This window comes from Pseudozobellia sp. WGM2 (genome assembly GCF_017810075.1).
GTDB lineage: Bacteria > Bacteroidota > Bacteroidia > Flavobacteriales > Flavobacteriaceae > JADNYK01.
In genome coordinates, this window is record NZ_JADNYK010000005.1 from 131155 (window position 1) to 155603 (window position 24449).

At 41.9% G+C, this 24449-nt stretch carries 16 protein-coding genes; 7 read left to right on the forward strand and 9 right to left on the reverse strand.

Annotated features, from left to right (window positions below):
- Positions 1-63: 63 nt before the first annotated feature.
- Genes IV512_RS13280 through IV512_RS13290 form a run of 3 tightly spaced genes read right to left on the reverse strand, consistent with a single transcriptional unit; the run spans position 64 to position 5816 of the window.
- Entirely contained in the window at positions 64-3192 is a 3129-nt protein-coding gene (locus IV512_RS13280) for an efflux RND transporter permease subunit (protein WP_209404141.1), read from the reverse strand.
- A gap of 14 nt (positions 3193-3206) precedes the next feature.
- Complete coding sequence (locus IV512_RS13285; protein ID WP_209404143.1) at positions 3207-4400, reverse strand: efflux RND transporter periplasmic adaptor subunit; 1194 nt, start codon at positions 4398-4400, stop codon at positions 3207-3209.
- 15 nt (positions 4401-4415) lie between these two features.
- Positions 4416-5816 carry an efflux transporter outer membrane subunit gene (locus IV512_RS13290; protein ID WP_209404145.1) on the reverse strand — a complete coding sequence of 467 codons (1401 nt, stop codon included), beginning with the start codon at positions 5814-5816 and terminating at the stop codon, positions 4416-4418.
- 295 nt (positions 5817-6111) lie between these two features.
- On the opposite strand from IV512_RS13290, the gene IV512_RS13295 reads away from it, so the two are divergent.
- The 4 genes from IV512_RS13295 (at position 6112) to IV512_RS13310 (ending at position 12469) form a co-directional block, all read left to right on the forward strand.
- On the forward strand, positions 6112-6537 hold the full coding sequence (locus IV512_RS13295) for a hypothetical protein (RefSeq protein ID WP_209404147.1): 426 nt from the start codon (positions 6112-6114) through the stop codon (positions 6535-6537).
- 136 nt (positions 6538-6673) lie between these two features.
- Positions 6674-7756, forward strand: coding sequence for an efflux RND transporter periplasmic adaptor subunit (locus tag IV512_RS13300; RefSeq protein WP_209404149.1), 1083 nt, complete (start codon positions 6674-6676; stop codon positions 7754-7756).
- 23 nt (positions 7757-7779) lie between these two features.
- Positions 7780-11025 carry an efflux RND transporter permease subunit gene (locus tag IV512_RS13305; RefSeq protein WP_209404151.1) on the forward strand — a complete coding sequence of 1082 codons (3246 nt, stop codon included), beginning with the start codon at positions 7780-7782 and terminating at the stop codon, positions 11023-11025.
- A complete protein-coding gene (locus IV512_RS13310) occupies positions 11015-12469 on the forward strand; it encodes a TolC family protein (protein WP_209404153.1) in 1455 nt (484 codons plus the stop codon). Before IV512_RS13305 ends, IV512_RS13310 begins: the two co-directional genes overlap by 11 nt.
- An 83-nt stretch (positions 12470-12552) precedes the next feature.
- On the opposite strand, the gene IV512_RS13315 is transcribed toward IV512_RS13310, so the two are convergent.
- From IV512_RS13315 to IV512_RS13330, 4 genes are all read right to left on the reverse strand, one after another.
- Positions 12553-13554: a nucleoside hydrolase gene (locus IV512_RS13315; protein ID WP_209404155.1), complete on the reverse strand. Its 1002-nt coding sequence runs from the start codon at positions 13552-13554 to the stop codon at positions 12553-12555.
- 32 nt (positions 13555-13586) lie between these two features.
- Positions 13587-15035, reverse strand: a complete 1449-nt coding sequence (locus tag IV512_RS13320; RefSeq protein ID WP_209404157.1) for a SusD/RagB family nutrient-binding outer membrane lipoprotein — start codon at positions 15033-15035, stop codon at positions 13587-13589.
- Between the two features lie 10 nt (positions 15036-15045).
- A complete protein-coding gene (locus IV512_RS13325) occupies positions 15046-18264 on the reverse strand; it encodes a SusC/RagA family TonB-linked outer membrane protein (RefSeq protein ID WP_209404159.1) in 3219 nt (1072 codons plus the stop codon).
- Positions 18265-18345: 81 nt separating this feature from the next.
- Entirely contained in the window at positions 18346-19044 is a 699-nt protein-coding gene (locus IV512_RS13330; protein ID WP_209404161.1) for a DUF2064 domain-containing protein, read from the reverse strand.
- Between the two features lie 332 nt (positions 19045-19376).
- Here IV512_RS13330 and IV512_RS13335 point away from each other — a divergent pair, with 332 nt between their 5' ends.
- Complete coding sequence (locus IV512_RS13335; protein ID WP_209404163.1) at positions 19377-19838, forward strand: L-rhamnose mutarotase; 462 nt, start codon at positions 19377-19379, stop codon at positions 19836-19838.
- Positions 19839-20057: 219 nt separating this feature from the next.
- Here IV512_RS13335 and IV512_RS13340 read toward each other — a convergent pair whose 3' ends face one another.
- Together IV512_RS13340 and IV512_RS13345 are read right to left on the reverse strand one after the other, a co-directional pair.
- Positions 20058-20495: a BLUF domain-containing protein gene (locus IV512_RS13340; protein WP_209404165.1), complete on the reverse strand. Its 438-nt coding sequence runs from the start codon at positions 20493-20495 to the stop codon at positions 20058-20060.
- A gap of 66 nt (positions 20496-20561) precedes the next feature.
- Positions 20562-21953 (reverse strand): glycosyltransferase family 39 protein, encoded by a 1392-nt coding sequence (locus IV512_RS13345; RefSeq protein WP_209404167.1) that lies wholly within the window; start codon positions 21951-21953, stop codon positions 20562-20564.
- Between the two features lie 658 nt (positions 21954-22611).
- On the opposite strand from IV512_RS13345, the gene IV512_RS13350 reads away from it, so the two are divergent.
- Both IV512_RS13350 and IV512_RS13355 read left to right on the forward strand, forming a co-directional pair.
- Complete coding sequence (locus IV512_RS13350) at positions 22612-23367, forward strand: serine protease (protein ID WP_209404169.1); 756 nt, start codon at positions 22612-22614, stop codon at positions 23365-23367.
- A gap of 41 nt (positions 23368-23408) precedes the next feature.
- A complete protein-coding gene (locus IV512_RS13355; RefSeq protein ID WP_209404171.1) occupies positions 23409-24428 on the forward strand; it encodes a peptidoglycan-binding protein in 1020 nt (339 codons plus the stop codon).
- Positions 24429-24449: the final 21 nt, after the last annotated feature.

A 24449-nucleotide genomic window follows, 5' to 3' on the forward strand; every position in this document is an offset into this window, starting at 1 on the left:
CCGATATCTGAGAAAGAAAACCGGCCTTAGGGCCGGTTTTTTTGTTTCACTATTGTAATGAGGCTAACTGAGTACATCCACTTGTTGAACTGTATCCCCTTTTTTGACCAACAACCTCAAATCTTCTAACGCTAAATAAAGACAGGGTACGATGACCAAAATGATTGCAGTGGCGAAAACGATTCCGAAGCCCAATGAGATGGCCATAGGAATCAAGTGAAAGGCTTGGCTCGATGATTCAAGAATTATAGGTGCCAATCCTCCGAATGTGGTCATGGTGGTAAGCATAATAGGCCTAAACCTTCTGAGACCCGCTTCATGAATCGATTTGTATATGGCGTCGCCTTCTTTACGACGTTTGTTGGCATAGTCTATCATGATAAGTGAATCATTTACGACCACTCCTGAGAGGGCAATTACCCCCATTAAACTGACCAAAGAAAGGTCATAACCTAAAAGAATATGGCCTATCACGGCACCTACGATACCAAAGGGGATGGCGGTCATTACAATGAGTGGTTGAATATAACTGCTAAAGGCAACGGCCAATAATGCGTAAATTAATAGCATAGCGATGGAAAAACCCGCCTTCAGAGTGTTTGTGCTTTCCCGCATGTCGGCCTGGCTCCCTTCGAATGTCCATGTCAGTCCCGGAAAATCGGCCCGCAGTTGAGGTAAGGTTTCCTCTTGTACAGAGGCAATTACGCGTCCCACGGTATTTGCAGGTTCCACATCCATACCCACATTTACTACCCGTCGGCCATCTCTGCGGTTAATACTGGTAAAAGCTTCTTTTTGTTCGACTTCTACTACATCCATCAGCGGTACTTCAACCCCGCTCGAAGTTCGTATAAGAAGATTTTCAAGGTTTTTAATATCCTTCCGCTCCTCTAGGGGAAGTTTCACACGCACTTCGGTTTCATTCATTCCTCGAAGTTGGCGCATCGCCAAAGCTCCGAAAAAGGCATCGCGAACTTGGCGGCCGACTTCATCCGAAGTCAATCCTAAATTACGCCCTTGCGGTAATAATTTAAAGTCATATTGTAGCTTGCCTTTATTGTAGTTGTCCGTAACATCGCGGGTATTCGAAAAACTTCTCATGCGTTCAACAAAAGCGGTACTTGCTTTTTCAAGTACATCTATATCAGAATGGCTAAGATCTACACTAATATCTTGTCTCGCCCCACCAGGGCCACGCTCGGCCTCAAAGGTGATTTGGTCAACCCCTTCAATATCTCCGATATTATCGCGCCATAGGGCTATTACCTCGGCAGCGGTGATGTCACGCTGATCTGGGGGTAGCATCACAATCTCCACATCTATGAAATTTTGGCCTCTAACATTGGTTTTTATTCCCTCTGCTACTTCGTAAAGGTTATGCTCTTCGAACATACGTTGGGTTGACTGTGAAATATCATGAGCTACCTTGGCAGCTTGGTCCGGTGTCGTTCCAACCGGCAAACGTACGCCAGCTTCGATTTCATCTGCAGCCACTTCGGGCATCATGATCATACCCATATGCCCGCTATAACCAAAGCCTCCAACAACCAACAACAATGCCACGGCAGCACTTAAGGTAATATAACGGTACCTCAGACAAAGGTCTAAAAAAGGGCGGTATCGGTTTTCTACAAAACGGTCGAAAGTATTGGCGAACGCTTGCTGCCAGCCTTCTAATTTCACTACCCATTTATTCTTGTTCTTCTCCTTTTTTAAATGCCCCAAATGAGAAGGTAGAATAAATAGCGCCTCTAATAAAGAGACGGCAAGAATAACTATTACCACTGCTGGTAGGGGCTGCCAAAATTTTCCGGTTTCGCCGGGCATAAACAGTAAGGGCACAAAGGCAATGATAGTGGTGATAATACTGAAAACCACAGGTAATGAGACATCTTTGGTTCCCGCTATGGCTGCCTGTATCGGGCTCAACCCTTTTTGCCTATATTCATAAACATTTTCACCGACCACAATGGCATCGTCGACTACGATACCCAAGACCACCAGAAAACCGAACATAGAAATCATGTTTACGCTTATACCTATCAAGGGCAGCAAAATCATACCACCAATAAACGATACGGTCATACCCATCATGACCCAAAATGCCAGTCGGTATTCTAAGAACAAGGTGAGTATGATCAAAACAATTACGATAGCGAGCACACCGTTTTCGGTCAATAGAGAAAGTCTTTCTCTATAGTCGGCGGCACGGTTACTATCGGTTCTATATTTTACACCAGGTGGCAATTGAAAATCTTTCATGAGATTTTCTACGGCATCGGCAATTTCAAGGGGCGATTGGTCACCGATCCTGAAAATTCGCAGTTCAACATAATTTTCTTGGTTAAACTGACCGTGAAAGCCTACCTCTTCAAAACCATCGGTAATGGTGGCTATATCTTTAAGAGCTACCTTGGCTCCAGATTCTGACGAAACAATGGTGATATTACCGAATTCTTTCGCCCACTGTTTACGTTCTTGCATACGTAACAGAATTTCACCACTTCGGGTCTGTACCGCACCGGCCGGAACATCATTGCTACTTTGGCGAATAATTTCGGCTACCTGCCCAAGCGTAAGATTGTATTTTTGCAAGTTGCTACGTGGCACCTCGATATGGGTTTCGTAATCGGGCACATTGCCTAATTCGACCTGGGTAATCTTCGGATTGTTCAACAGGATGGTGCGTAGGCGTTCGGCCAGTTGCCTGAGCGTCCAAATATCCGCTTGGCCGTAAAGTCCGATTTGAAGAACATCCCGTTGTCTTGATTGTAGCCGAACCTCGGGTCTTTCAATATCATCGGGAAAGGTGCGAATTCGATTTACGGCTTGGTCGATATCTTGAAATGCCTTCATTCGTTCGGTACCGGCAACCAACTCAATACTTATTTCAGCGGAACCTTCACTGGCTTCGGAAACAATTTCTTTGATACCTTGAACGCCGCGCACGGCTTCTTCAACAGGTTGCAGTACTCCTTGCTCTACTTCTGCAGGCGAAGCCCCGGGGTAAACAACTTCAACCTCTACAAAATCTAACTGAAATTCAGGAAATACCTCTTTCTGTATGTTGTACATAGTGAAAATGCCACCACCCAGTAACACCAACATAAGTAAGTTGGTAGCAATGGAGTTTCGAGCCATATAGGCAATGGCCCCTTCTTTTCTCGATGTCTTATTTTCTTGTTCGGCCATATTTACTTTCTTTTTTATTCGCTGCTTGCAGATTCGGTACGTAGCCCTATACCGTTCGTAACCGTACTCAGGTCGGTAATTACTACCTGTTCGTCATCAGCAAGCCCTTCGCTGATATAAGAATATTCATCATCGTTAAGAACAATCTGTACTTCCCGTATCTCTAATTTTTCATCTTTCATCACCCACACCGTATTATTACTTCGAATAAAATCACGGTTCAACCGAACAACATTTTCTATGGGGTCAGCTTGAATACTGACATCGACAAAAGTTCCGATCATCATTTTTGGAGAATTCTTATTTTCCGGTTTTGTCGCCAATGGATCAGGTACTTTTACCAACACCCTGGCCAATCGAGTTTGATTATCCAAGGCGCCGATTTGCTTGTCTAAATAGCCTTCACGAGATTTGCCCGATGACCATGCGGAAGGATTTGAAATTTGAACCAAAGCACCCCTATCCGATTCACCTTCGGGAAAACTCAGCCATCGTAATTTATTTACGGGTACGGTTGCAGTGACCCAATAGAAATCTGTGCCGACAATGCGCCCTAGATTATCACCAGGGGCGACCTGAGAGCCTTTGGTAACGTTCTGACTCAAAATATGGGCATCGAACGGAGCGCGAATGGTAGTTCGTGCTAAGTCAAGTTCTGCTTGGTTTACTGCCGATTTCGCCGCTCCAATATTGGCTTTAACCGCATTGAGTTGAGGTTTTCTTAAAACCAATTGTTTTTCATTATCTGAAAGTGGGCTGCCGCCAAAAAGGGAATCATCTGAAATAAGCTGCAAGTCTTGTTCGGCAATTTGCTGCCTACCCATCTCGGTGGTCATTGTAGTTTGCGCCTGCATGAGTTCACTTTTTCGTAGCTCTAGAGTATTGCGATAGTCCGAAGGGTCTATCTGCATGAGTACTTGATTTTTTTTAACGAACCCGCCAGGGGAAAAGGCTGGGTCACGTCGGGTAATCTGCCCAGACACTAGTGGACTCAAGGTTACGTCTTCCACGGGTTGTACGGTTCCCGTCGCGACGATAACGGGTTCGAAAGTGCCCCGTTCAACCTTGATGATATCGACTAGCATAGCAGTCTCAACACTTGCACCCTCTCGTTGAGCCTCGGGCTCGGTTGAGAAGATGAGCGTAGTGATGATGATGCCCCCTCCAATAATGGCGAGGCAAATCCATAATATTTTCTTGTTACTCATATAGCGATGTTACTTTCAGTTATCTAAAGCTCTTTCGGTCTCGAATCCGCCGGCCAAAGCCCTGTATAATCCTATTCTAATCTGAACTTGTTGCAATTGTGCATTTACATAATCTCTTCTCAATTGTTGCTCTTGATCCAGGCCTAACAAAACATCTAGATACGGACTAAAGCCGTTAAGAAATTCAACCCTCAGTTGCTTATTGCTTTTTTCGGCAAGTTCTAATTGACGGGCTATGTTTTCAATTCGTTTTTTCTGCATTTCATCTTGAACCATGCTGTTCTCGACCTCTTGAAAAGCGGTCAAAGTTGCTTGTCCGTATTCTAAAAGTCGCTGTTGCTTTATGGCTTCGGTTCGGTTGGCCTCGGCCTTAAATTGCCCGCCATAAAAAAGAGGAGCCAATATATTTCCGGCTAGGGAATAGGCCCAATTGTCAAATAGGTTCTCAAAATTATTCGAACGTAATTGACCTCTTGCCCCTAGTGAAATACGTGGGTATTTGTTGCGTACAGCAGAAGCCATATCACGGTCAGCAGCTAATAAAAGGGCATAAGATTGCTGAATATCAGGTCTTCTTCGTACCAATTCCAAGGGAAGCCCCGCTTGAGGTAATTTGTTTATTGATGGTAATTCTTTTGCAACGTAAGCGAGTTCTTTTTGGGGTTGCTCGCCCAGAAGTACGGCCAATTGGTTTTCAAGCAGACTTACATTGGTCTGAAATATAATTTGCTGCTCTTTGGTACTCTCTAACAATTGTGCCTGGCGAAGAATATCGACGGCCCTGATTTGCCCCCCGACGAAACGGGAACGAATTAATCGTATAATATTCTCGTTGGTCTTGATTTGGTTTTCGGTAATTTCCAGCTGTTTTCTAGCAGCCAATAATTGATACCATGTCGAGGTTATTTCGGCCGAAAGTGAAATGGCAGCGGCCCTATAATCAAAGAGACTGGCCTCTGCCCTGAATTTTTCAGCTTGTACCGCTGTTCGTATTCTGCCCCAGATATCAAGTTCGTAGCTGGCGGAAAGCCCCAGTTGCGTATTTTCTCCTCCCACAAAGTCGGGTTCGGGTAAGTTGATCGCCGACTGGGCAGAAGCATCTATTTGTGGCCATTTATCGGCAGCTTCGCGGGCAACGGTAGCCTTTGCGGCCAAAAATTGCTGCCAGGTGGCCGCTAAGTCAAAGTTGTTGCGAAGGGCACTGTCTATCATGATGTTGAGGCGCTCATCTTCAAATGCCATCCACCATTTATCTTCGATAACTTCGTTTCCCGAATAAGAGAACTCTTCGATATTATCAATGGGCAGGCTAACATTGGAAAGTTTTGGAGAGCATCCCCAGAAAAATAATGCTAATAGCAGTATAATACCTCCATACGTTTTTGTTCGTTGCCTTAGAAATAAGGAGCTATTCATCTAATTTGGAAGGTTAGTGGGCTTTGGCGAGCCCGATTGATTTTATGGTACCTTCTAAAATAGGAGATTTAAGATAATATTAGTATTAATAAAACCTTAAAGGTTAGAGGTTATGATTAATTCTATAACCTATTTAATTGTAGTTTTTGCCATTTAGAGTTGGTATAGATTAAAAACTGTTTAGAAAATAGTTTTTGAATAGATAGAGAATATTGACCTACTGAAGATAATTTAACTGTTTTTAACAAGCGCTTAGTTGTGGGCTCTTTGACCATGCTATAATTTTGTTGCCCGAATGAAAGCAGCTTTTAGAAAGAATCTTATTTTTCTGTGTATTCTTCTTTTGAATGGGTACGGGGCAAATTTCGCATACTCATTTGATAACCCAACAACTTATGATCATTTAACTCAAATTGTAGATGCTGACTTGGGTGTTAGCGAAACAATAGGTTCAGCGGTTTTTCAAGTATCTAATCAATCAAGACCCATACCTCATAATAGGATTTTGGGAGAAATTGGTGATACTGAAGAAGAAGAAAACTCAGAGAATGAATCATATGCTCTTGGTAGTGCAGTAGACGGTTTTCTTACCGTCTTTTTTTATGCCCATTTTTTGGCACTACTTCATGAAAGATTGCAACAACTTGCAATTAAATACATTCCCCATCTTCTTAATCCTCCTTTAAGAAAATACATTAGATTTCAGGTCTTCAGAATCTAATATCATCTCATTCTTGACCAATGTTTATTGGTCGTGTAATTCTTATTCAAGGCGCTCGGGAGCTCATTTTTTTTAGACTCGCCGTGTGTCAACCAGTCATTTTAGCATAAACCAAACATTTAAAAATTTTAAGACTATGAGAACATTAGCTATGTTCATGGGTCTCATCGTGGTATTGTTGTACACCAGTTGCGAACCCAAAACAAACAAAAAACATGAGGCAGCTAAGTATATGGTGACCTCACCGGTATTGAAAGATACCTCTATAACCAAAGATTACGTTGCCCAAATAAACTCCATAAGACATATTGAAGTCAGGGCTCTAGAGAGAGGGTATTTAAAGAATATCTATGTAGATGAGGGGCAATCTCTTAAAAAAGGCCAAAGAATGTTCGCCATAATGCCTAATGTGTATCAAGCTGATTTAGAAAGGGCCGAAGCGGAAGCAAAAATTGCCGAAATAGAATTAAAGAATACAAAGTTATTGGCCGAGGGTAATGTGGTTTCTGAGAATGAACTGGCCATGGCCAAAGCAACTTTAGACAAGGCCAATGCAGAAGTATCGTTGGCCAAAACCCATTTGGGCTTTACCGATGTTCGAGCACCTTTCGATGGAATCATGAACCATCTACATGTAAGGGAAGGAAGTCTTTTAGATGAAGGCGAGTTATTGACCACACTATCCGATAATAGCAAAATGTGGGTCTATTTTAATGTGCCGGAAGCGGAATACCTAGATTACATCATCAGCACAGATAAAGAAAATCACAGAGAAGTGAATCTATTATTGGCGAACAACAAAGTATTTGACCAAATGGGTATAATCGAGACCATAGAGGCAGACTTTAATAATGAAACGGGAAACATAGCCTTTCGCGCCACTTTTGAAAATCCCAATAATATTCTTCGTCATGGGGAAACAGGTAGTATACTTATGAATGTGCCTTTTACGAGAGCAATGCTAATTCCGCAAAAAGCAACTTTTGAGGTCATGAATAAAAAGTATGTTTTTGTAATAGATGAGGAAAATATCGTGAGACAACGAGAAATAACCATTGGTGCTGAGTTACCACACCTCTTTGTAGTCGAGAAAGGTTTAATCGAAACTGACCAAATACTGCTAGACGGTATACGAATGGTAAGGGAGAATGAGAAAATTGAAACTGAATTCATTGAGCCTGAAGAGGTGATTTCCAATTTGGCTTTGTACGCCGAGTAGCTAAACCTAAATCTTAAATAGATATGTTTAAAAAATTTATAGAAAGACCGGTCTTGGCTATTGTCATATCGGTCATAATCGTTTTTACGGGTTTACTGGCAATCAATAAATTACCTATTTCCCAGTTTCCGCAAATAGCACCGACAACGGTCAATATTTTTATTGCTTACCCAGGTTCAAGTGCCGACGTTTTGGTAAAGTCGACACTCATTCCTTTAGAAACATCAATAAATGGTGTACAAGGTATGAGGTATATCGCATCTGATGCCACTAGTGCGGGTGAAGGTACTTTGCGTGTCATCTTTGAACCGGGCACCGACCCTAATGAAGCGGTCGTTCGGGTCAAAACAAGGGTGGATCAAGTTATGCCGCTATTGCCCGAGCTAGTTCAGCGAGAAGGGGTAATCATTACTCCGGTACAACCTAGTATGTTAATGTACGTGAATCTGTACAGTAAAGAAGATAACAATGATGAAAAATTTCTTTACAACTATGCTTACACTAGAATAGTGCCGGAGATTCAAAGAATTGATGGTATTGCAAGCGCACAGATTTTGGGCAGTCGCAAATACGCTATGAGGGTATGGTTAAAACCTGACCGAATGCGGGCGTATAATGTATCGGCAGAAGAAGTTCTTGAAGCTATGGAAGACCAAAGCATATTGGCACGACCTGGTCGAATAGGCAGAAGTTCGGGCAAAACATCTCAATCACTTGAATATGTACTTACTTATCAAGATAGGTATGATGACCCTGAGCAATATAAAGAAATCATAATTCGGGCCAATGAAGAAGGGGAAATTCTGAAGCTATCGGATATTGCGGATGTAGAGCTCGGTAGTGAATTTTTTGACATCTACTCTAACTTAGATGGGCATCCGTCGGCATCTATTGTTTTAAAACAGACTTTTGGAAGTAACGGCAGTGATGTGATTGCTTCCGTAAAGGAAAAGTTGAAGGAGTTGGAAGCGGATTTACCCCCAGGTTCTGAATTTCAGATCAGTTACGATGTTTCCAATTTCTTGAATGCCTCTATCGAGCAAGTACTGCATACCTTGAGAGATGCTTTTATTTTGGTAGCCATAGTGGTGTTTTTGTTCTTGGGAGACTGGCGTTCTACCTTGATTCCGATAATCGCAGTTCCAGTTTCTTTGATAGGAGCCTTCTTTATAATGCAGCTTTTCGGGCTTTCCATTAATTTAATTACCCTTTTTGCCTTGGTTTTGGCCATTGGTATCGTGGTTGATGATGCAATAGTTGTAGTAGAGGCGGTTCATGCTAAAATGGAAGAAAAGCATTTAGGTCCGTTCGAAGCCGTAAAGCTGGTAGTGAACGAAATTGGGGGCGCCATTATAGCGATTACATTGGTCATGGTTTCGGTATTTGTACCTATAGCTTTCATGACCGGACCTGTGGGCGTCTTCTACCGGCAATTTTCCATTACCATGGCCGGTTCAATTATTCTATCGGCTATTGTAGCCCTTACATTGACGCCTGTGCTGTGTGCCATAATATTAAAAAACAATCATGGCAAACCGAGAAAAAGATTACTGATTGATCGATTCATTGACTGGTTCAACCGTGGGTTTGAAAAACTCACCGGAAGATATGTCAAGGTTCTTAACCGTATTGTGGCTAGGCGTTTGCTCACTTTTGGAATTTTAGGGGCTTTTTGTATTGCCATATTTTTCACTAATGAATCATTGCCTTCGGGTTTTATACCCAATGAAGACCAAGGTATGATTTACGCAATTATTCAAACACCGCCCGGCTCTACCTTAGAGCGCACCAACGATGTTGCCCGAAAATTGCAAATGATATGTGAAGAAACTGAAGGGGTAGAGTCGGTTTCCTCATTGGCGGGTTATGAGATTATGACCGAAGGGCGTGGATCTAACGCCGGTACATGCTTGATAAACTTGAAACCTTGGTCAGAGCGTCATCATTCCGTACACGAAATTATGGAAGAACTCGAAGAGGAGACAAAAGATCTAGGTGCTGTTATCGAGTACTTTGAACCGCCTGCGGTACCAGGTTTCGGCTCTTCTGGAGGTTTTTCTATGCGATTGCTAGATAAGACCAATGGTACCGACTACCATGAATTTGAAAGAATCAATAATGAATTTATGGACAACCTCTCTAAACGGAAAGAGTTATCGGGACTCTTCACTTTCTTTTCTGCCAACTACCCCCAGTACAATCTTAAAATTAACAACAAGATTGCCATGCAAAAGGGAGTAACTATAGGAAAGGCGATGGAAAACCTTAATGTTCTCATCGGGAGTACCTACGAACAAGGCTTTATTCGCTTTGGAAGGTTTTTTAAGGTATATACCCAGGCCGCCCCGGAATACAGGGCCTTGCCAACAGACCTGAAAAAATTATTCGTTAAGAATGAAGCGGGGAAAATGGTGCCCTATTCCGCGTTTATGAGCATGGAAAAACGCTTGGGCCCCAATGAGATTACCCGTTACAACTTATACAATTCTGCGGCCATTAGAGGGCTTCCTGCCGAAGGGTATACCAGTGGTGATGCCATTAATGCGATCAATGAAGTGGCTGAGCAAACGCTGCCGAGAGGTTATGATGTCGCATGGGAAGGATTGTCGTATGACGAAGCTAGAAGGGGCAATGAGTCCATGTATGTTTTTATAGTGGTATTGGTTTTCGTGTATTTTGTTCTTGCGGCCCAATATGAGAGTTTCTTGCTACCTCTAGCGATTATTTTATCGCTGCCCGTAGGGGTGTTGGGTTCATTTTTCATGCTTAAGGCCATGGGATTGGCGAATGACGTGTATGCTCAGATCGGTCTAATCATGTTAGTAGGTCTTTTGGGTAAAAACGCTGTTTTGATTGTAGAGTTCGCCGTTCTCAAAAGGAGGCAGGGCAGCACAATTCTCGAAGCGGCCATAGAAGGTGCCAAGGTTCGGTTCAGGCCTATTCTTATGACTTCTTTTGCCTTTATAGCTGGGCTAATACCTCTTGTAATCGCACACGGGGCCGGGGCCATCGGTAACAGAACCATTGGTGGTTCGGCCATGGGAGGTATGCTTATGGGTACTCTTTTTGGGGTTTTGGTCATACCTGGCCTGTACTACATATTCGCTAATATGGCAGATGGTCGCAGCTTGATCAAAGGCGAATCAGATGAACCGGTTTCTGAAGAGTTTATGAGAATTAGTGAAGGGGAAAGTAAGACCACTATTGCTCTTCGAGAAATGAAGCTACGTTTGAAAAAACTAACCAAAAGATATAAAGATGAAAACTAAATTTAGATATCAAATGCAATTTTGTAAAAGGCTTGGCATAGGTATATTCTCTGCACTTTTATTTTATTCATGCGTGCCTACTCAGAAAGTTCGACAGGCAAATCGAACGGTTCCCGATAAATATTCAAATGTTCGTGAGGGTGATAGTACCAATATAGCTGCTTTAAATTGGAGAGAATTTTTCTCGGATCCGTATTTAATTACACTTATTGATACAGCGATGCTTCACAATCAAGAGCTGAACATCATGTTGAAGCAAATTGAAGTTGCTCAAAATGAAATCAAGGTTAGAAAAGGAGAATATCTGCCTTTCGTGAATTTGCAGTTGGGTGGCGAAGTCGAAAAGGTAGGCGAATATACTAGAAACGGCGCTGTTGAAAAAAATCTGAATATTAGGGAGGACGAAAATTTTCCGGAACCTTTAACGGATTATTCTGCAGCATTGGTGGCCACATGGGAACTTGATGTTTGGAAAAAACTTCGAAATTCTAAAAAGGCTGCCGTCTTTCAATATTTAGCTACAGTTGAAGGCAAGAATTTTATGCAGACAAATCTCATTTCTGAAATTTCTGAAGCGTATTATGAGCTTTTGGCTTTAGATAATCAATTGGCAATTATAAAGCAGAATTTGGAGATTCAAGAACGGGCCCTAAGCATGGTAAGGCTTCAAAAGCAAGCTGCCAGAACAACAGAGTTGGCAGTTCGTAGGTTCGAGGCAGAATTGCTAAAGAACCAAAGTCAAAAATTTGAGGTAAGGCAGCAAATAGTAGAGACAGAGAACAGACTTAATTTTCTGATAGGCAGTACGCCGAAACCTATTTCTAGAAATTCCGCAGATTTTATAACTACAAAAATAGATACGGTTTTTTCCGGATTGCCTTCCCAACTTTTGCAGAACAGACCTGATATTAGAAGAGCGGAGTATGAGTTGCAAGCTACCAAACTGGATGTTAAGGTGGCACGGGCCAATTTCTATCCTTCGATTGGTATACGGGCAGGTGTAGGTTTGCGGGCTTTTAAGCCCAAATTTTTGACATCTACCCCTGAGTCATTGATATACTCGGTAGTTGGGGATGTAGTTGGGCCATTGATCAATAGAAATGCTATCAAAGCCGAATACAGTACAGCGAATACCAAACAATTACAGGCCGTTTATGAGTTTGAGAAAATGGTATTGCAAGGTTATATTGAAGTGGCCAATCATCTTTCGAGTATAGAAAACCTCAAAAAAAGCTACGATTTAAAGACTGAACAGGTACAGGCAATAACAGAGTCTATCGATCTTTCGACACGTTTGTTTCAATCTGCGAGAATAGAATACATCGAAGTCTTGTTTACGCAAAGAGAAGCTTTGGAATCTAAAATGGAACTGGTCGAGACCAAAAAGGAGCAGATGTTGGCCAAAGTACATATGTACAGAGCACTTGGTGGAGGATGGAATTAGAGAGTGGTAGTAAGATAAAAAAATGGTGAAAGGGCAATTGCCCTTTCACCATTTTAATAATTTAAACTAATAGGAGTCCAGTTTTATTTTAGCAAACTTTTCATCAATTTTTCATGATAATCGGGCGAAACATCATAACAATATATAATCTTGGCTCCGTGTTCTTTATTGCAGAGCAGGTATTGTTTATAATTGTTCTCCGGTGAACCTAAACGCATATCGTTGGGGTGTATTTCTAGGTGTGCATTAAGTTCTTCCATGACCAAATCTTCAGGGGCAATTAAATAATGGCTAGCCAAAACATCAAAGGGGTTAAAGCCAGTGTCGCCCGCAACTATCCACTGTTGAAGCCAAGGGCGCGATTTTTCAGATAACCAGTTATTGCCCTTATCACCATTTTTAAGTTGGTCAAGGTCTTTTGAAGTCAACCACACCTTGTTCGATATCTCAAAAGGACATAAAACTACTTTGATCTCATTTTCAAGAAGAATACGAAATGCATCATTGTCCAAGTCAAAATTGAGATCCGGTGCGTGGCGAACCGGGTTACCGATTTCAAAATATGAAGTAGGGGTACGCCTACCGGCCACCAAAATAACTTCTTTGATCTGAGATTTTAATTCAGGGTGCAGTAACAATAAGATACCCACATTGGTGGCAGGCCCTATAGCCATGATACTTTGAGGTTGCTTTTTTAAGGCAGCTGCCATTGCTTCTACCGCCTCGTTCGTTTCTACCTTATTCAAATTTATTTTTTCACCCGCGCCTTTGAAAACAGGTATTTCATAAGGTGCATATTCCGAAGCCATTTTTTTACTAAGTCGATAGGCATCGTCAATACGGGTGTTTCCGAATACGGCACTAATTCCTGTAACCTTAATATTATCGGCCTTGAACAATTGTAGAAGTGCATAACCGTCATCAACATCACTAAAGCCTTCACGGCCGTACCTTTCCATACCCACGGCAAGGTCGGTATCGATCCAAACGTGTTTTTTGGTTGCCGTGCTATCATTTATCGTATTTCCATATCCCGCGGAAAGTATAAATATCACCGCGATCAGAGTACTTATATTCTTTATCATATACATGTATTTAATTTGGATGAGTTCTTTGATTATTCCTTTTCCCACCAAACCTTGGTGTTGATATTGTCGGCACCCATTCGTGCTATTGCTGCATCGTAATTGGCCTTGTTGGCGGCCTGTTCTGATTCAGGATAAAGGTATCGCGAGGGGTATTGGCCATTATTAAGGTTATCTGGGCCAGGTTTTAATGCAGGTATGCCTGTACGCCTAATGTTGAACCAGGCCTCGTGGCCGACCATAAAAAGGCTGAGCCATTTTTGGGTCAAAATTTTCTGTAAGTTATCTTCCTGATTTCCATTTAGAGCAATGGCATCTCTAGTAAAATATCCGGCCGGAAGTTCGGCGTTGTAATATTCAAAATGGGCCTGAATACCGTTTTGATAATACTGTTCTGCATCACCGGTAATGTAACCCCGTTCTACGGCTTCGGCTAGGGCAAATTGAAGTTCTGAATACAACATAAGTTGTGCATCTACACCATCCGGTACGGCACGAAACGTATCCGCCATTAAAGAAATATCGTTTAGGTCGGTACCGGCGGCACTAATGGTTTCCCGGCTTTGACCGTTGAGAAGTCCTTTGTATTCCGGGTTTCCGGCATTCACGCTCGCATTGGAGGGTTTGTAGAAGACAGCGATTCTGGGATCGTCCCACAGTTTGAGAACGGAATCGACAGTCTCGGTCATACGCAGTTCTTGATAAATACCCAAGGCGGCATTGAACAACGGAAATTGGTTGGGCGCTGCACTTAGGTAGGGAAGCACTGCATTGTCTTCATTGGAACGCATCAACATTGCAGAATCTGCCAATTCTTGAAGTTTGCTAAAATCGGTGCTTTTTTTACTGGTTCGAAGCAAATATCTCACCTGCAACGTATTCGAAAATCGTACCCATTTGTTGAGGTCATTACCGAACAAAACATCGCCTTGAACACTTTCGGTTGTATTTTGTAGTTGTTCTACTGCATCTTCTAGCTGGGCCAGAATACCGTTTTCAGGATCTGAATAGATGAATTCTTGACTGTCGTAGGCCGGAGTGAAATTCAGTTCGCCAAAGGCCACGGCTTCCGTGTAGGGTACATCGCCCCAAAGGTCGGTCAATTGTGAGAAAAGATAGCTTCTCATTATTGTAGCGACCCCATCATAAGCTTCGTTGTAGCCGTCTAGTTCTTTCATCGATTCTAAATCGGCAAGTAGACCGTAAATCAAATTCCAATAACCACTATTGCCCCCAAGTTCATATCGGTCGATACGTTCAAATTCAACACTGGCCACAAATTGGGTCATGTAGTTGTTCAGTCGAAGCCCTTGATTATAGGTGTTCTCATTAATTTCTGAAACGATAACGTTGGTCAATAGAAACTCTGGACTAACCGATTGCGGCGCGTTCGGGTTCTCATTTATCGTTTCAAAATCATCGGTACAACCGACGACATAAGCGCAGATTAACACTGTAAATAAATAGTATATATTTTTCATTTTTCCCATCTTAGAAATTGGTTTTTAAACTCATACCGAAACTTCGAGTTGAAGGGTATGAGAAATCTTCTACTCCGTAGACAATATTACGCTCCTGTAAAGCATTCAGTTCAGGGTCGAAATGCGGATTTTCAGTAAATAGCAAAAGGTTGTTACCCACGATACCCACTTTTAGGTTCTGAACCCTGAGCTTTTTAGCGATAAGTTCGGGGAAAGTAAAGTAAAGGCTTAATTGTCGTAGTTTGACATACGAGGCATCGTACAATGCACTGGCTTCATTGCCTCGGTCGAAAAAATTATTATAGAACTGGCCTGCTGGTACCGAGGTTGTGTTCGGTGTGTATTGCGGATTTTCGGTTGTGCCCACGTTCACTACACCCTCACCGACAACTCCATTTTCTCGCCCGACCAATGTTTCTTTAAGAACACCGGAGGTGCTGCCCAAGGCTTTGATACGTGAGACGATAGTGCCGCCCTGTCTCCAATCCCAAAGCATGGTCAATGCCAAGTTCTTATAAGAGAAACTATTGCTGAAGCCCATCGAAAAATCAGGATTGTAGTTGCCCAATAGGCGTAGATTGCCATCTTGTACCGGAAGCCCGTTGGCACTATAAAGGTCTTGACCATCAATTTGAACGAAGCCCGTGCCGTACATGTCGCCGACCCGACCATCTTCTCGGGCGATGTAAAATACCGTGTTCGAACCACCACCGCCACTAAAAACACTAGCGGTAGCTGTTACAAATTGGTCGACCCCATCAGGCAGTTCGGTTACGATACTTCTGAACGTGCTGAAGTTGATAGAGGTATTCCACACAAAATCTTCTGTTTTTACCGGTGACGCACTCAATAATAACTCAAGGCCACGGGTTCTGATTTTTCCACCATTTTCGTTAAAGCTTGAAAAACCGCTCGAATTTGAAATAGGCCGCGAAATAATTTGGTCTTTACTCACATTCTGATATACAGAACCGTCAAGCTGTATGCGACCGTTGAGAAACCAAGCGGCCATACCGGCCTCATAAGCGTCTAGTCGTTCGGGTTTTAGATTGGTGTTTTTGAGAACCGCTGCATTGGTCACCATAAAATTGGGTCCGTAGTTGCCATTGAAGTCAAAGGTTTGTGTATTTTGAAAGGGATTGGTATCGTTACCTACGGATGCCGCACTCAATCGAAATTTTAAGAAGGAGATAGCTTCGGGTAATTCGAACATGTTAGAAGCTACGTAGCTCAAACCGGCCGAATAGTAACCAAAAGAATTATTGTCTGCTGGTAAGGTGCTGCTCCAGTCGTTACGGTAGGTCAGGTCAACGTAAAGCTCATCTTTAAAGTTGAAGTTGGCAGTGCCGTATACGCTGTTGATCCGTTTGTCGAAATTTTCACTATTACCTTTTAAGGGTGCTCGAGAGTTGGCCAACGTGTATATTTCGGGTAGTGCCAACTGAGATGCTTCCGAATAGGCATAATGAATCTTTTGGTTGAACCTGTTCGCCCCAGCGGAAAGTGAGTAGCCCCAATCGTCATTGAGTTCGTCGGTGAACGAAAGTAGTACATCCGTATTCATTTCCGTAAAACGGATGTTATCTTCCCTATAGGTGCCGAAAGGGTTTTGGTTCGTACTAACGGCGCGTCTAAATTCTCGATTTTCGTTATACGTATCTAAACCGGTACGCACTTTCAAGCTGAATTTTTTTGAAAAATCGTACGTAGCCGACACATTACCCAATACACGGTTTTTGTTGAAGCTGTTGGTGTTTTCGTTCAAAGTTAAATACGGGTTGGTCAACCAGAGGTAGTTAAAATCGTAATGCTGCCTACCTTCTTGACCGGCCTGCCAATAGTTTTTCAGTGAATTGAGATTGGTTTGACGCCCCGTCCAGTTAAATCCGTAAAGTACGTTTTCATAGCCATAACCTAAGTTCGGTCGGTTGCCACTTCTCGAATTGATGTAATTTACAAATGAATTGACCCGAAAATTGTCGGTCAAATTCTGGTCTAAACTCAGGGCTATACCATCTCTCTTCAAATCGGTGTTCGGTACAATGCCTTCGTTACGTAAATTACTATATGATAATCGGCTACTTCCTTTTTCGCCGGTTGTGCTAATGGCAATGTTATTCTGATAGGTAACCCCAGTTTCAAAAAAATCGCGCACATTGTTCGGTCGTGCTACCCATGGGGTCGGGGTAATATCGGTAAAAGAACCATCGGGAAAAGTACGTGCGATAACATCACCGGCGCGTACAGGGTTTCCGTTGATGTCGGTTGATGGACTATCGAATTGAGGAATAAGGAGACCCTCATCGAGCCGAGGCCCATAACTGCTGATGCCGCCATCATTGGTTCCTGCACCGATTCCGTTTTGAAAGGCATACTGACCGTTAGAGCCGCCACCATATTCATTTTGGTAATCGGGTAGGGTCAACGGTGTTTCAATGGTCAGCGAACTATTAATGCTTACACCAAGCCCTTTTGCCCTCTTGCCCCTTTTCGTAGTAATAACCACTACGCCGTTCGCGGCACGGGCACCGTAAAGAGCTGCAGAACCCGCTCCTTTTAAAATCGAGATCGAAGCAATATCATCAGCACTAAATTCAGAGCTACCATTGCCAAAATCGACTTCCTGTAAAGCTCCGTTATTGACCAGATCACTAGTTATCTGCTCATTGCTGATAGGTACACCATCGACCACGAATAAAGGTTGATTGCTGCCGCTCAACGAATTTTCGCCCCTAATGATAATTCTCGAAGACGAACCCGGGCCACTTGAACCGTTGGTGACCTGTACCCCGGCAACTTGGCCCGCCAAGGTGTTGACTAGGTTCGTTTGGGCTACGGTGGTCAACTGCTCCGGTGAAACAGTGGTCACGGCCGAAACCAGAGATTGTTTTTCTCTTTCGATACCCAGAGCGGTAACGACAACTTCATCTAAAACCTCTTGAGAAGTGGATAACACAAGTTCTTGGGGCAATTGCCCGTCGACTACTTCAAATGTTAGGGTCATATATCCAATGGAGCTGATTTCAATACTGTAGTCAGTGGCATCGGTTTCTAAGTTGAAACGCCCATTTTCATCGGAGGTGGTATAGTTCTGAGTGTTTAGTTCGCTAATGGCGGCATAGGGAATCGTTTGGCCACTTTCATCGACCAAAGTTGAGGTATACGTATTGCTTTGAGCAAATAGCGTTACCACACATAGCTGTAAGACAGCTACAAGAGTAATTTTCATAGTGTATTGATTATAATTGTAAATGCACGTGAAGTTTATCTCGATGGTATTCGAGAGAAACCGGTTGGATGATGGAGATTTTTAATGCAAAGAAGGAGGGGCACGAAGGCCGCAGGAAAGAAGGTGTGTGGAACTTTTATAGTTGAAATGCGCTGATGTAAATCTTGATCGCTTGGTTCTAATTAATGACTGAATGTAACGACTTAAGATGTTAAATTTCAATCTGGAATACTGACGAACATCATTGAAATTATCTAAGTCAACAAGTTCGCACAGTGTCGAAAATTGAAGGTTTTGTTTAATGGCAAACTGTACAAGCTTATAGTGTAAGGCAGAAGTTTCCCAAGGTAGATTTTGAAAATTGTGCTTATCGAAAGCGGATTTTTGAATTCCCAAAAGATAAACACCTCCATCTTTTGACGGACCTAAAACAAGTTTTTTGGTCTGTAATTGGCGAATAGCATCCTGTAAAATAGCAGGCGTGAGTTCAGGGCTATCGTTACCGACTGAAACTATCTTATTATAGCCTTTGTCGAAAAGATCTTGAAAAGCATTGGAAAATCTTGAAGCGAAATCAATACCTCGTTGCAGGCTTTCATCGACCCAAAAAACATCGATACCGCTTGTATCGGCCAACTCCCGCGTTTGCTGAATAAGTATATCAAAAAGAACTTTGTTTTCAGAGGTACGAGAAGGGCCAAATACAGACTTACGGCGGCTCTCCCTTTCTGAGGAAAGTGAGAATACAAGTAAAGCTGTGTCTTTGTAATTGTGCCCCATGCAATGTTTTGATCCTGTACTGTTATCTTAAAATTTTAAGATGCACTCTATTTGACGAATGACTTTAAGCGTACTTACGAGAAAATGTAAAAAGGGTTTAGAAAAAGGCTAAAGTATTTAGATACTATCTATTTTCTTAACGCAATCACGTTTATAAAGTCAGGTAAAGTTATTAAATAGTAAGTGAATACCTATTTTATTAATTGAAAATACAACGGTAGGTTAAGGGTGAATTATTTAAATCAAATTTTAGCACTAATTAGCGGGGCTTGGGTTTAGTTAAGGCGGCAAGAGAATGATTGACTATATTTATGATTCTTAAATTTCAAAATATGATCAAGAAAGTAACTATGGTAATGGCCTTGATAGCAATGGGCGGGGTAGAATTGTGCCTGGCGCAAGATGCTTCTCACGATTATGGCTATAAACAAGCTCCACAACCCAAACCTGTTAGAAGATACTGTCAGACACTTCAGTTAAAAAATGACCCCGATTTGATTGCGGAGTATGAGAAATGGCATCAATCTGAAAATATTTGGAAAGAGATTACCGATGGTTTGATGGAAGTTGGGGTCATCGATTCTGAAATTTACAGACATGGTACGCTCTTGGTCATGATTCTAACGGTACCGGCCGATTTTGATTTTCAAGTTCAAATGGGAAAATTGGCCCAATTGTCACGTCAAGCGGAATGGGAAGAATTTATGAGCAAATATCAGGCTTCAGACCCAAATGCGGCCTCTAGTGAAAAATGGGTGCAGATGAAGCGTATATTTAAATTGGCTGGTGAATAAGTTAGATGTGACTACCCTGTGCTTTGAGAATAAGGTGGTTATCAGAAAAGAAAATAGGGTGGCCCCAACCACCCTATTTTAAAGATTTGAATTGTTCCCCACGAACAATTAACCTACTTATGATACCGCTAAGTTGCAGCAATTAGGGCAGTATGAATTGCGCTTTTGCGAATAGAATTGACGCAATAACTAAAGCAATTGATAGCTAGCCTATTGTAATTACACTTTTTCCGGAGGTGATGAGATTAGAAACTTCATACGTTTCCAAAAAAGGATGGAAGTCACATTGGTGGGTTTAGAAAGGTCGGCCAACAACAAAAGATTTCTTTTGAACTGTTCAAATTCTGCACTACCTGTGGAGTCTTCATTCATAGGATAGTACGCCATACCCCAATCAGGAAAATTTCGTTCGGTAATTTCATCTTCAGAAAACATTTTTACTTTACTGTGTCGACTATCTTTTTTGATATTATCGAAAAGTTCTTGAACCGTATTTTTCGGGCCTTCTAGAATCTGTATGAATTTATCCATATAAAAAATAAGGCAACCTGTAATTCCGTTTTGAGAATTGAAGTTTCTTGCCGTTTCTAGAATGTTCTCAATCTCTTCGTTTGACAGGTTAGATTTGGCCTTTGATTCATAGGTTAAGGTGTACATAGTATAGGGTTTAGGTGTTATGCTAAGGTAGGTAATTGTATGTTCAGTAAATAAGCTTTTTTTCGCTTATTCAAAAATTCGGTGTTTGAACAAGGCTTTTAATTCCGTGAAATCTTGTTTTGGCTCTTTACAGATATAAATGCGTTGGTACAGTTCTTCTTCATTATATGAATACGGGTTGTAAATTGAATTGACCAAAATAACTTCCTCAAAATAGGGTACGAAAAAATTGCCTACTTGGTAGCTCAGTGCAATTACGGTTTCGGGCATAGGGCCTTCTGGTGCCCAACTGTAAAAACTACCGTGGTAAGAAAATGAGTGTGGCAATCCATAGGCAGGCCCGAAAAGGTTAATGGCACCTGCTTGTCCGTAATGCTTTCCCCAGATTAGGGTGTTCCGTTTCTCATTTATAGGTAAACTATCGTAAACAGTTGATAAGGTCTGCATAGTAGTTTCCCATTTGTCTCTCGTGTAATACTCGTCGTATTTGATACCGTGGGTTCCGCCTTCTATGGTCTTTGCTTCATATGGATAAACGTAATTTACGTACTGCTCAAAACTATAGATCGGCATACCAAACGGAATCAGGACAGCACCCAGAACAAGAAGTGTAGTAACAGGGTACATGAGCCACTTTCTTTTGGCAATCTTCGCTTCCCAAAATAGACCGCCAAAAGGCAGAATGGTCAATATTATGGGGAAGAAGTAATAGGCTTTTCCATTTTTGTAGAGTAGCAGGGCAAAAGACAATGTGATAACTACCAAAAGTAGTTGAACCACCTGATTTTTTCTCGACTTGATGAGGTAAATAAGAGCTGGAACGAGCAGCACTAAACTCACTATCGGGTTCATGGCAACTAATAGATTAATAAGGTTATCCGTTCGGGTAATATGATTTAATTGGGTTTCGTACAGCCGGTTCATCATCTGTAACAGTGGAAAATCATTCGAAAATTGCCAGATAAAATTTGGGATTATACACAAGACAAATACAATGAGGTTTACCCAGAAGCGATGTTGAATCAATGCCGTTCGGGTCGATTTAAAAAACAGCAATGAAGAAAGGCCGAACAAGAAAAATAGACTATCGTACTTACTCAAAAATGCCAAAACGCAGAATAACGTTAGGTAGCACAGCGATGTTTTATCGAGGTGTTTTGCAAAGCGAACAAGTTGATAGAAAGATAAGACCCAAAACAACTGGCTAAAAACAACCGGTTGAAAAAGTTGCTGCGAACGATAAAAACTGGGCGCAATTAAAACAGCCAATAGCACAAGAAATACCGCTTTGTTCTTTCCGCCGAGCTCAAGAGTAGTTTTTGCCGTAAAAACCATTATGAGCAACGAAGCCACATGTGGAAAAATGTGATGTATAAATACCGAATCGGAATGAAATAGGTTTTGAAAAAAAGCCATTAAGGCAATCAACGGAGGAAATTCCATAAAACCGAAAGCCAAGTGCTTCCCGTTTCAATATGTAAGAGTTCATCACCTTGAAATCCGGAATGGCCATCTGCCACCAAATGCAAGGCAAGTTTTACGATGCAAAATAGCAAAATAAGCAGTTTGGTTTGCTTAGTCATGTATTCGATTCATAAAGGCATACATAGCTACTGCTTTTGTAGGCACTTAAATATAGATAAAGTGGAAGTTTGTACCTAGCGCTGGTCTGGTAATTTTTATAATGGGTGCCATAGTCCATAAGCCTTTGGCAATAATTCAAGGTTAGCTAATTTACGTTGGTGTTACGTATATTTTTTATAGGATAAATCTGTCATTTATACATAAATTCATACCACTTATACAATTTAAACTAGCTATACCTCAGTTGGTTAGTAATTTTAGTGTATAAGATAAGGTAAGCAAAGTTTAAGGCTTATTGATGTGATGCGTCCTGCTGGTATTGAGTTGCAATCTGGCGGATAAAAGCATTTGATTAAAGAACTTCCCCTGTCTGAAAGACATTTATCGCAGCGCAATATTATACATGCCAATACCCTATTTTGATTTTTATTTACGGCCTGTAGGCAATACCATGCCCTGTTGTAAAATTGTTTTGTGAGGCCCGGGGAGGCGGGCATACGATATCGAATTCATCAAACATATAGATATAGCTATGGCAGAAGTATTAGCACCGGAACGGGAAAAAGAACTTGTTTTTCACCGAATGAACGATGAAAAACAAACGATAGACGAGAAAGAAATCACTCTACAATCATGGATCGAGCGTGACGAAGATTTAACGAACGAATCCGTCTGCGGAATTGACCAGCGCCAAAAAGTATTGGCAACCCTTCAAATGCCATATATGGCGATTTGCAAATTGTACATGAAGGCCCTAAACGGACTCAACTACGTGGGCTCTGGTTGGTTGGTTGCAGGTGACCGTTTATACACCGCTGGCCATTGCGTGTACAACAAGGGTACAGGCGGATGGAAAACCTCAATTATTGTTATACCTGGCAAATGTGGTTATTCTGAACCCTACGGAAGATACGAGGCAATAGAATTGATGGCCACCCGAGGATGGATAGATGATACCTCCCCAAGATATGATATGGGAGCGATCAAATTGAACAAACCGGTAAGCCACAACAGCTTCATCACTCCGGTTCTGGAAGACCCCAATATTGCGGAAATCTGCGGATATCCTGCAGATCGCGATAATGGTATTTTTCAATATAAAATGTCCGATACATTGGTGAAAGAAAACGGCCGATTTCTATATCAGGCTGATACCTTCGGGGGACAAAGCGGGAGTCCGCTTTTGAGAAACAGGTGCATTGGCGTAGGCATTCACAATTATGGAGGTTGCCCGAACAAGTCATCAGACCTGTATCAAGAATTCATTGACGGGGTTGCCCAATGGTAAACCTGTAGAAATGGCACGTTTTTAACTTCAAAGGTAAAAGCATGAAAACATTGCGCAAGGGTAGTTTTGATTCCTCCGTTTCATTCTTAAAAAGACTGTTGAACCGGGCGGGATATCCTGTAGCAATTTCTTCCGATTTCGATAATGTAACCTTTGAGAGAGTGCGACAATTTCAACGAGCCAACTCCCTCGTGGTAGATGGGGTAGTGGGCAAAAATACATGGGAGAAATTAATGCGTTCGGGCTATGATTTCAGTTGGGGAACGAACGATTATATTTTGGAAGATGATGAGTGGATGAACGAGTATACCGAAAAAGATACGATTTATTTACACCATACGGCGGGGCTGCACAGACCCGACTATACCATCGGTTGGTGGGAAAATGATAATAAACCCGGAACCTTAAACAGGGTAGGCACCTCATTCGTTATCGGCAGAAAATCTTTGGAAGGTGATTATTTATTCGATGGAGTAACCTACAGAGCGTTTAACGAGATGTTCTGGGCGCACCATTTGGGCACCAAATTGAGTAACAATAAGCAGTTGAACCAAAAATCCATAGGCATTGAAATCTGCTCGTTAGGGCATTTGAAAAAAAGCAGTAACGGTCAGTTTTATTTTCAGGGTAACTCCAAGAAAATAGTTGTGCCCGAATCTGAGGTCTGTCAGCTGAACACACCTTGGAGAGGGCATCGATATTTTCAAAAATATACCGATAAACAAATTAAGGAATGCGAACGGTTGATACTCACCTTGGCGACGATTTTTGACATCCCCATAAAAAACCTGATATACGATAGTTCTTGGTTTGATATTAAAGAGGAAGCCCAAAATGGAGCACCGGGTATATGGACACATTGCAATGTGAGAACCGATAAAACGGACTGCTTTCCGCAGCCTGAATTCATAGAAATGTTAAACGGGCTCCATACCGCTTATCAAAATTTTGAACTGGATTATTCGGAATTGGAAGCTGAGTCGTCTATCGGAGCTCCCAATGAACTGAACAAAGCCGTACTGCAAAATTATACCAAGGATTTGGAGTTGATTGATAATTAATGAACTGTTGTAAAGCTTAAG

What these genes read in the sequence shown, in the direction of transcription:
- IV512_RS13300 (WP_209404149.1), top strand. Translation starts at nt 6,674, where the DNA reads ATGAGAACATTAGCTATGTTCATGGGTCTCATCGTGGTATTGTTGTAC.
- IV512_RS13280 (WP_209404141.1), bottom strand. Translation starts at nt 3,192, where the DNA reads ATGGCCGAACAAGAAAATAAGACATCGAGAAAAGAAGGGGCCATTGCC.
- IV512_RS13315 (WP_209404155.1), bottom strand. Translation starts at nt 13,554, where the DNA reads ATGATAAAGAATATAAGTACTCTGATCGCGGTGATATTTATACTTTCC.
- IV512_RS13350 (WP_209404169.1), top strand. Translation starts at nt 22,612, where the DNA reads ATGGCAGAAGTATTAGCACCGGAACGGGAAAAAGAACTTGTTTTTCAC.
- IV512_RS13355 (WP_209404171.1), top strand. Translation starts at nt 23,409, where the DNA reads ATGAAAACATTGCGCAAGGGTAGTTTTGATTCCTCCGTTTCATTCTTA.
- IV512_RS13285 (WP_209404143.1), bottom strand. Translation starts at nt 4,400, where the DNA reads ATGAGTAACAAGAAAATATTATGGATTTGCCTCGCCATTATTGGAGGG.
- IV512_RS13335 (WP_209404163.1), top strand. Translation starts at nt 19,377, where the DNA reads ATGATCAAGAAAGTAACTATGGTAATGGCCTTGATAGCAATGGGCGGG.
- IV512_RS13290 (WP_209404145.1), bottom strand. Translation starts at nt 5,816, where the DNA reads ATGAATAGCTCCTTATTTCTAAGGCAACGAACAAAAACGTATGGAGGT.
- IV512_RS13295 (WP_209404147.1), top strand. Translation starts at nt 6,112, where the DNA reads ATGAAAGCAGCTTTTAGAAAGAATCTTATTTTTCTGTGTATTCTTCTT.
- IV512_RS13305 (WP_209404151.1), top strand. Translation starts at nt 7,780, where the DNA reads ATGTTTAAAAAATTTATAGAAAGACCGGTCTTGGCTATTGTCATATCG.
- IV512_RS13310 (WP_209404153.1), top strand. Translation starts at nt 11,015, where the DNA reads ATGAAAACTAAATTTAGATATCAAATGCAATTTTGTAAAAGGCTTGGC.
- IV512_RS13320 (WP_209404157.1), bottom strand. Translation starts at nt 15,035, where the DNA reads ATGAAAAATATATACTATTTATTTACAGTGTTAATCTGCGCTTATGTC.
- IV512_RS13330 (WP_209404161.1), bottom strand. Translation starts at nt 19,044, where the DNA reads ATGGGGCACAATTACAAAGACACAGCTTTACTTGTATTCTCACTTTCC.
- IV512_RS13325 (WP_209404159.1), bottom strand. Translation starts at nt 18,264, where the DNA reads ATGAAAATTACTCTTGTAGCTGTCTTACAGCTATGTGTGGTAACGCTA.
- IV512_RS13340 (WP_209404165.1), bottom strand. Translation starts at nt 20,495, where the DNA reads ATGTACACCTTAACCTATGAATCAAAGGCCAAATCTAACCTGTCAAAC.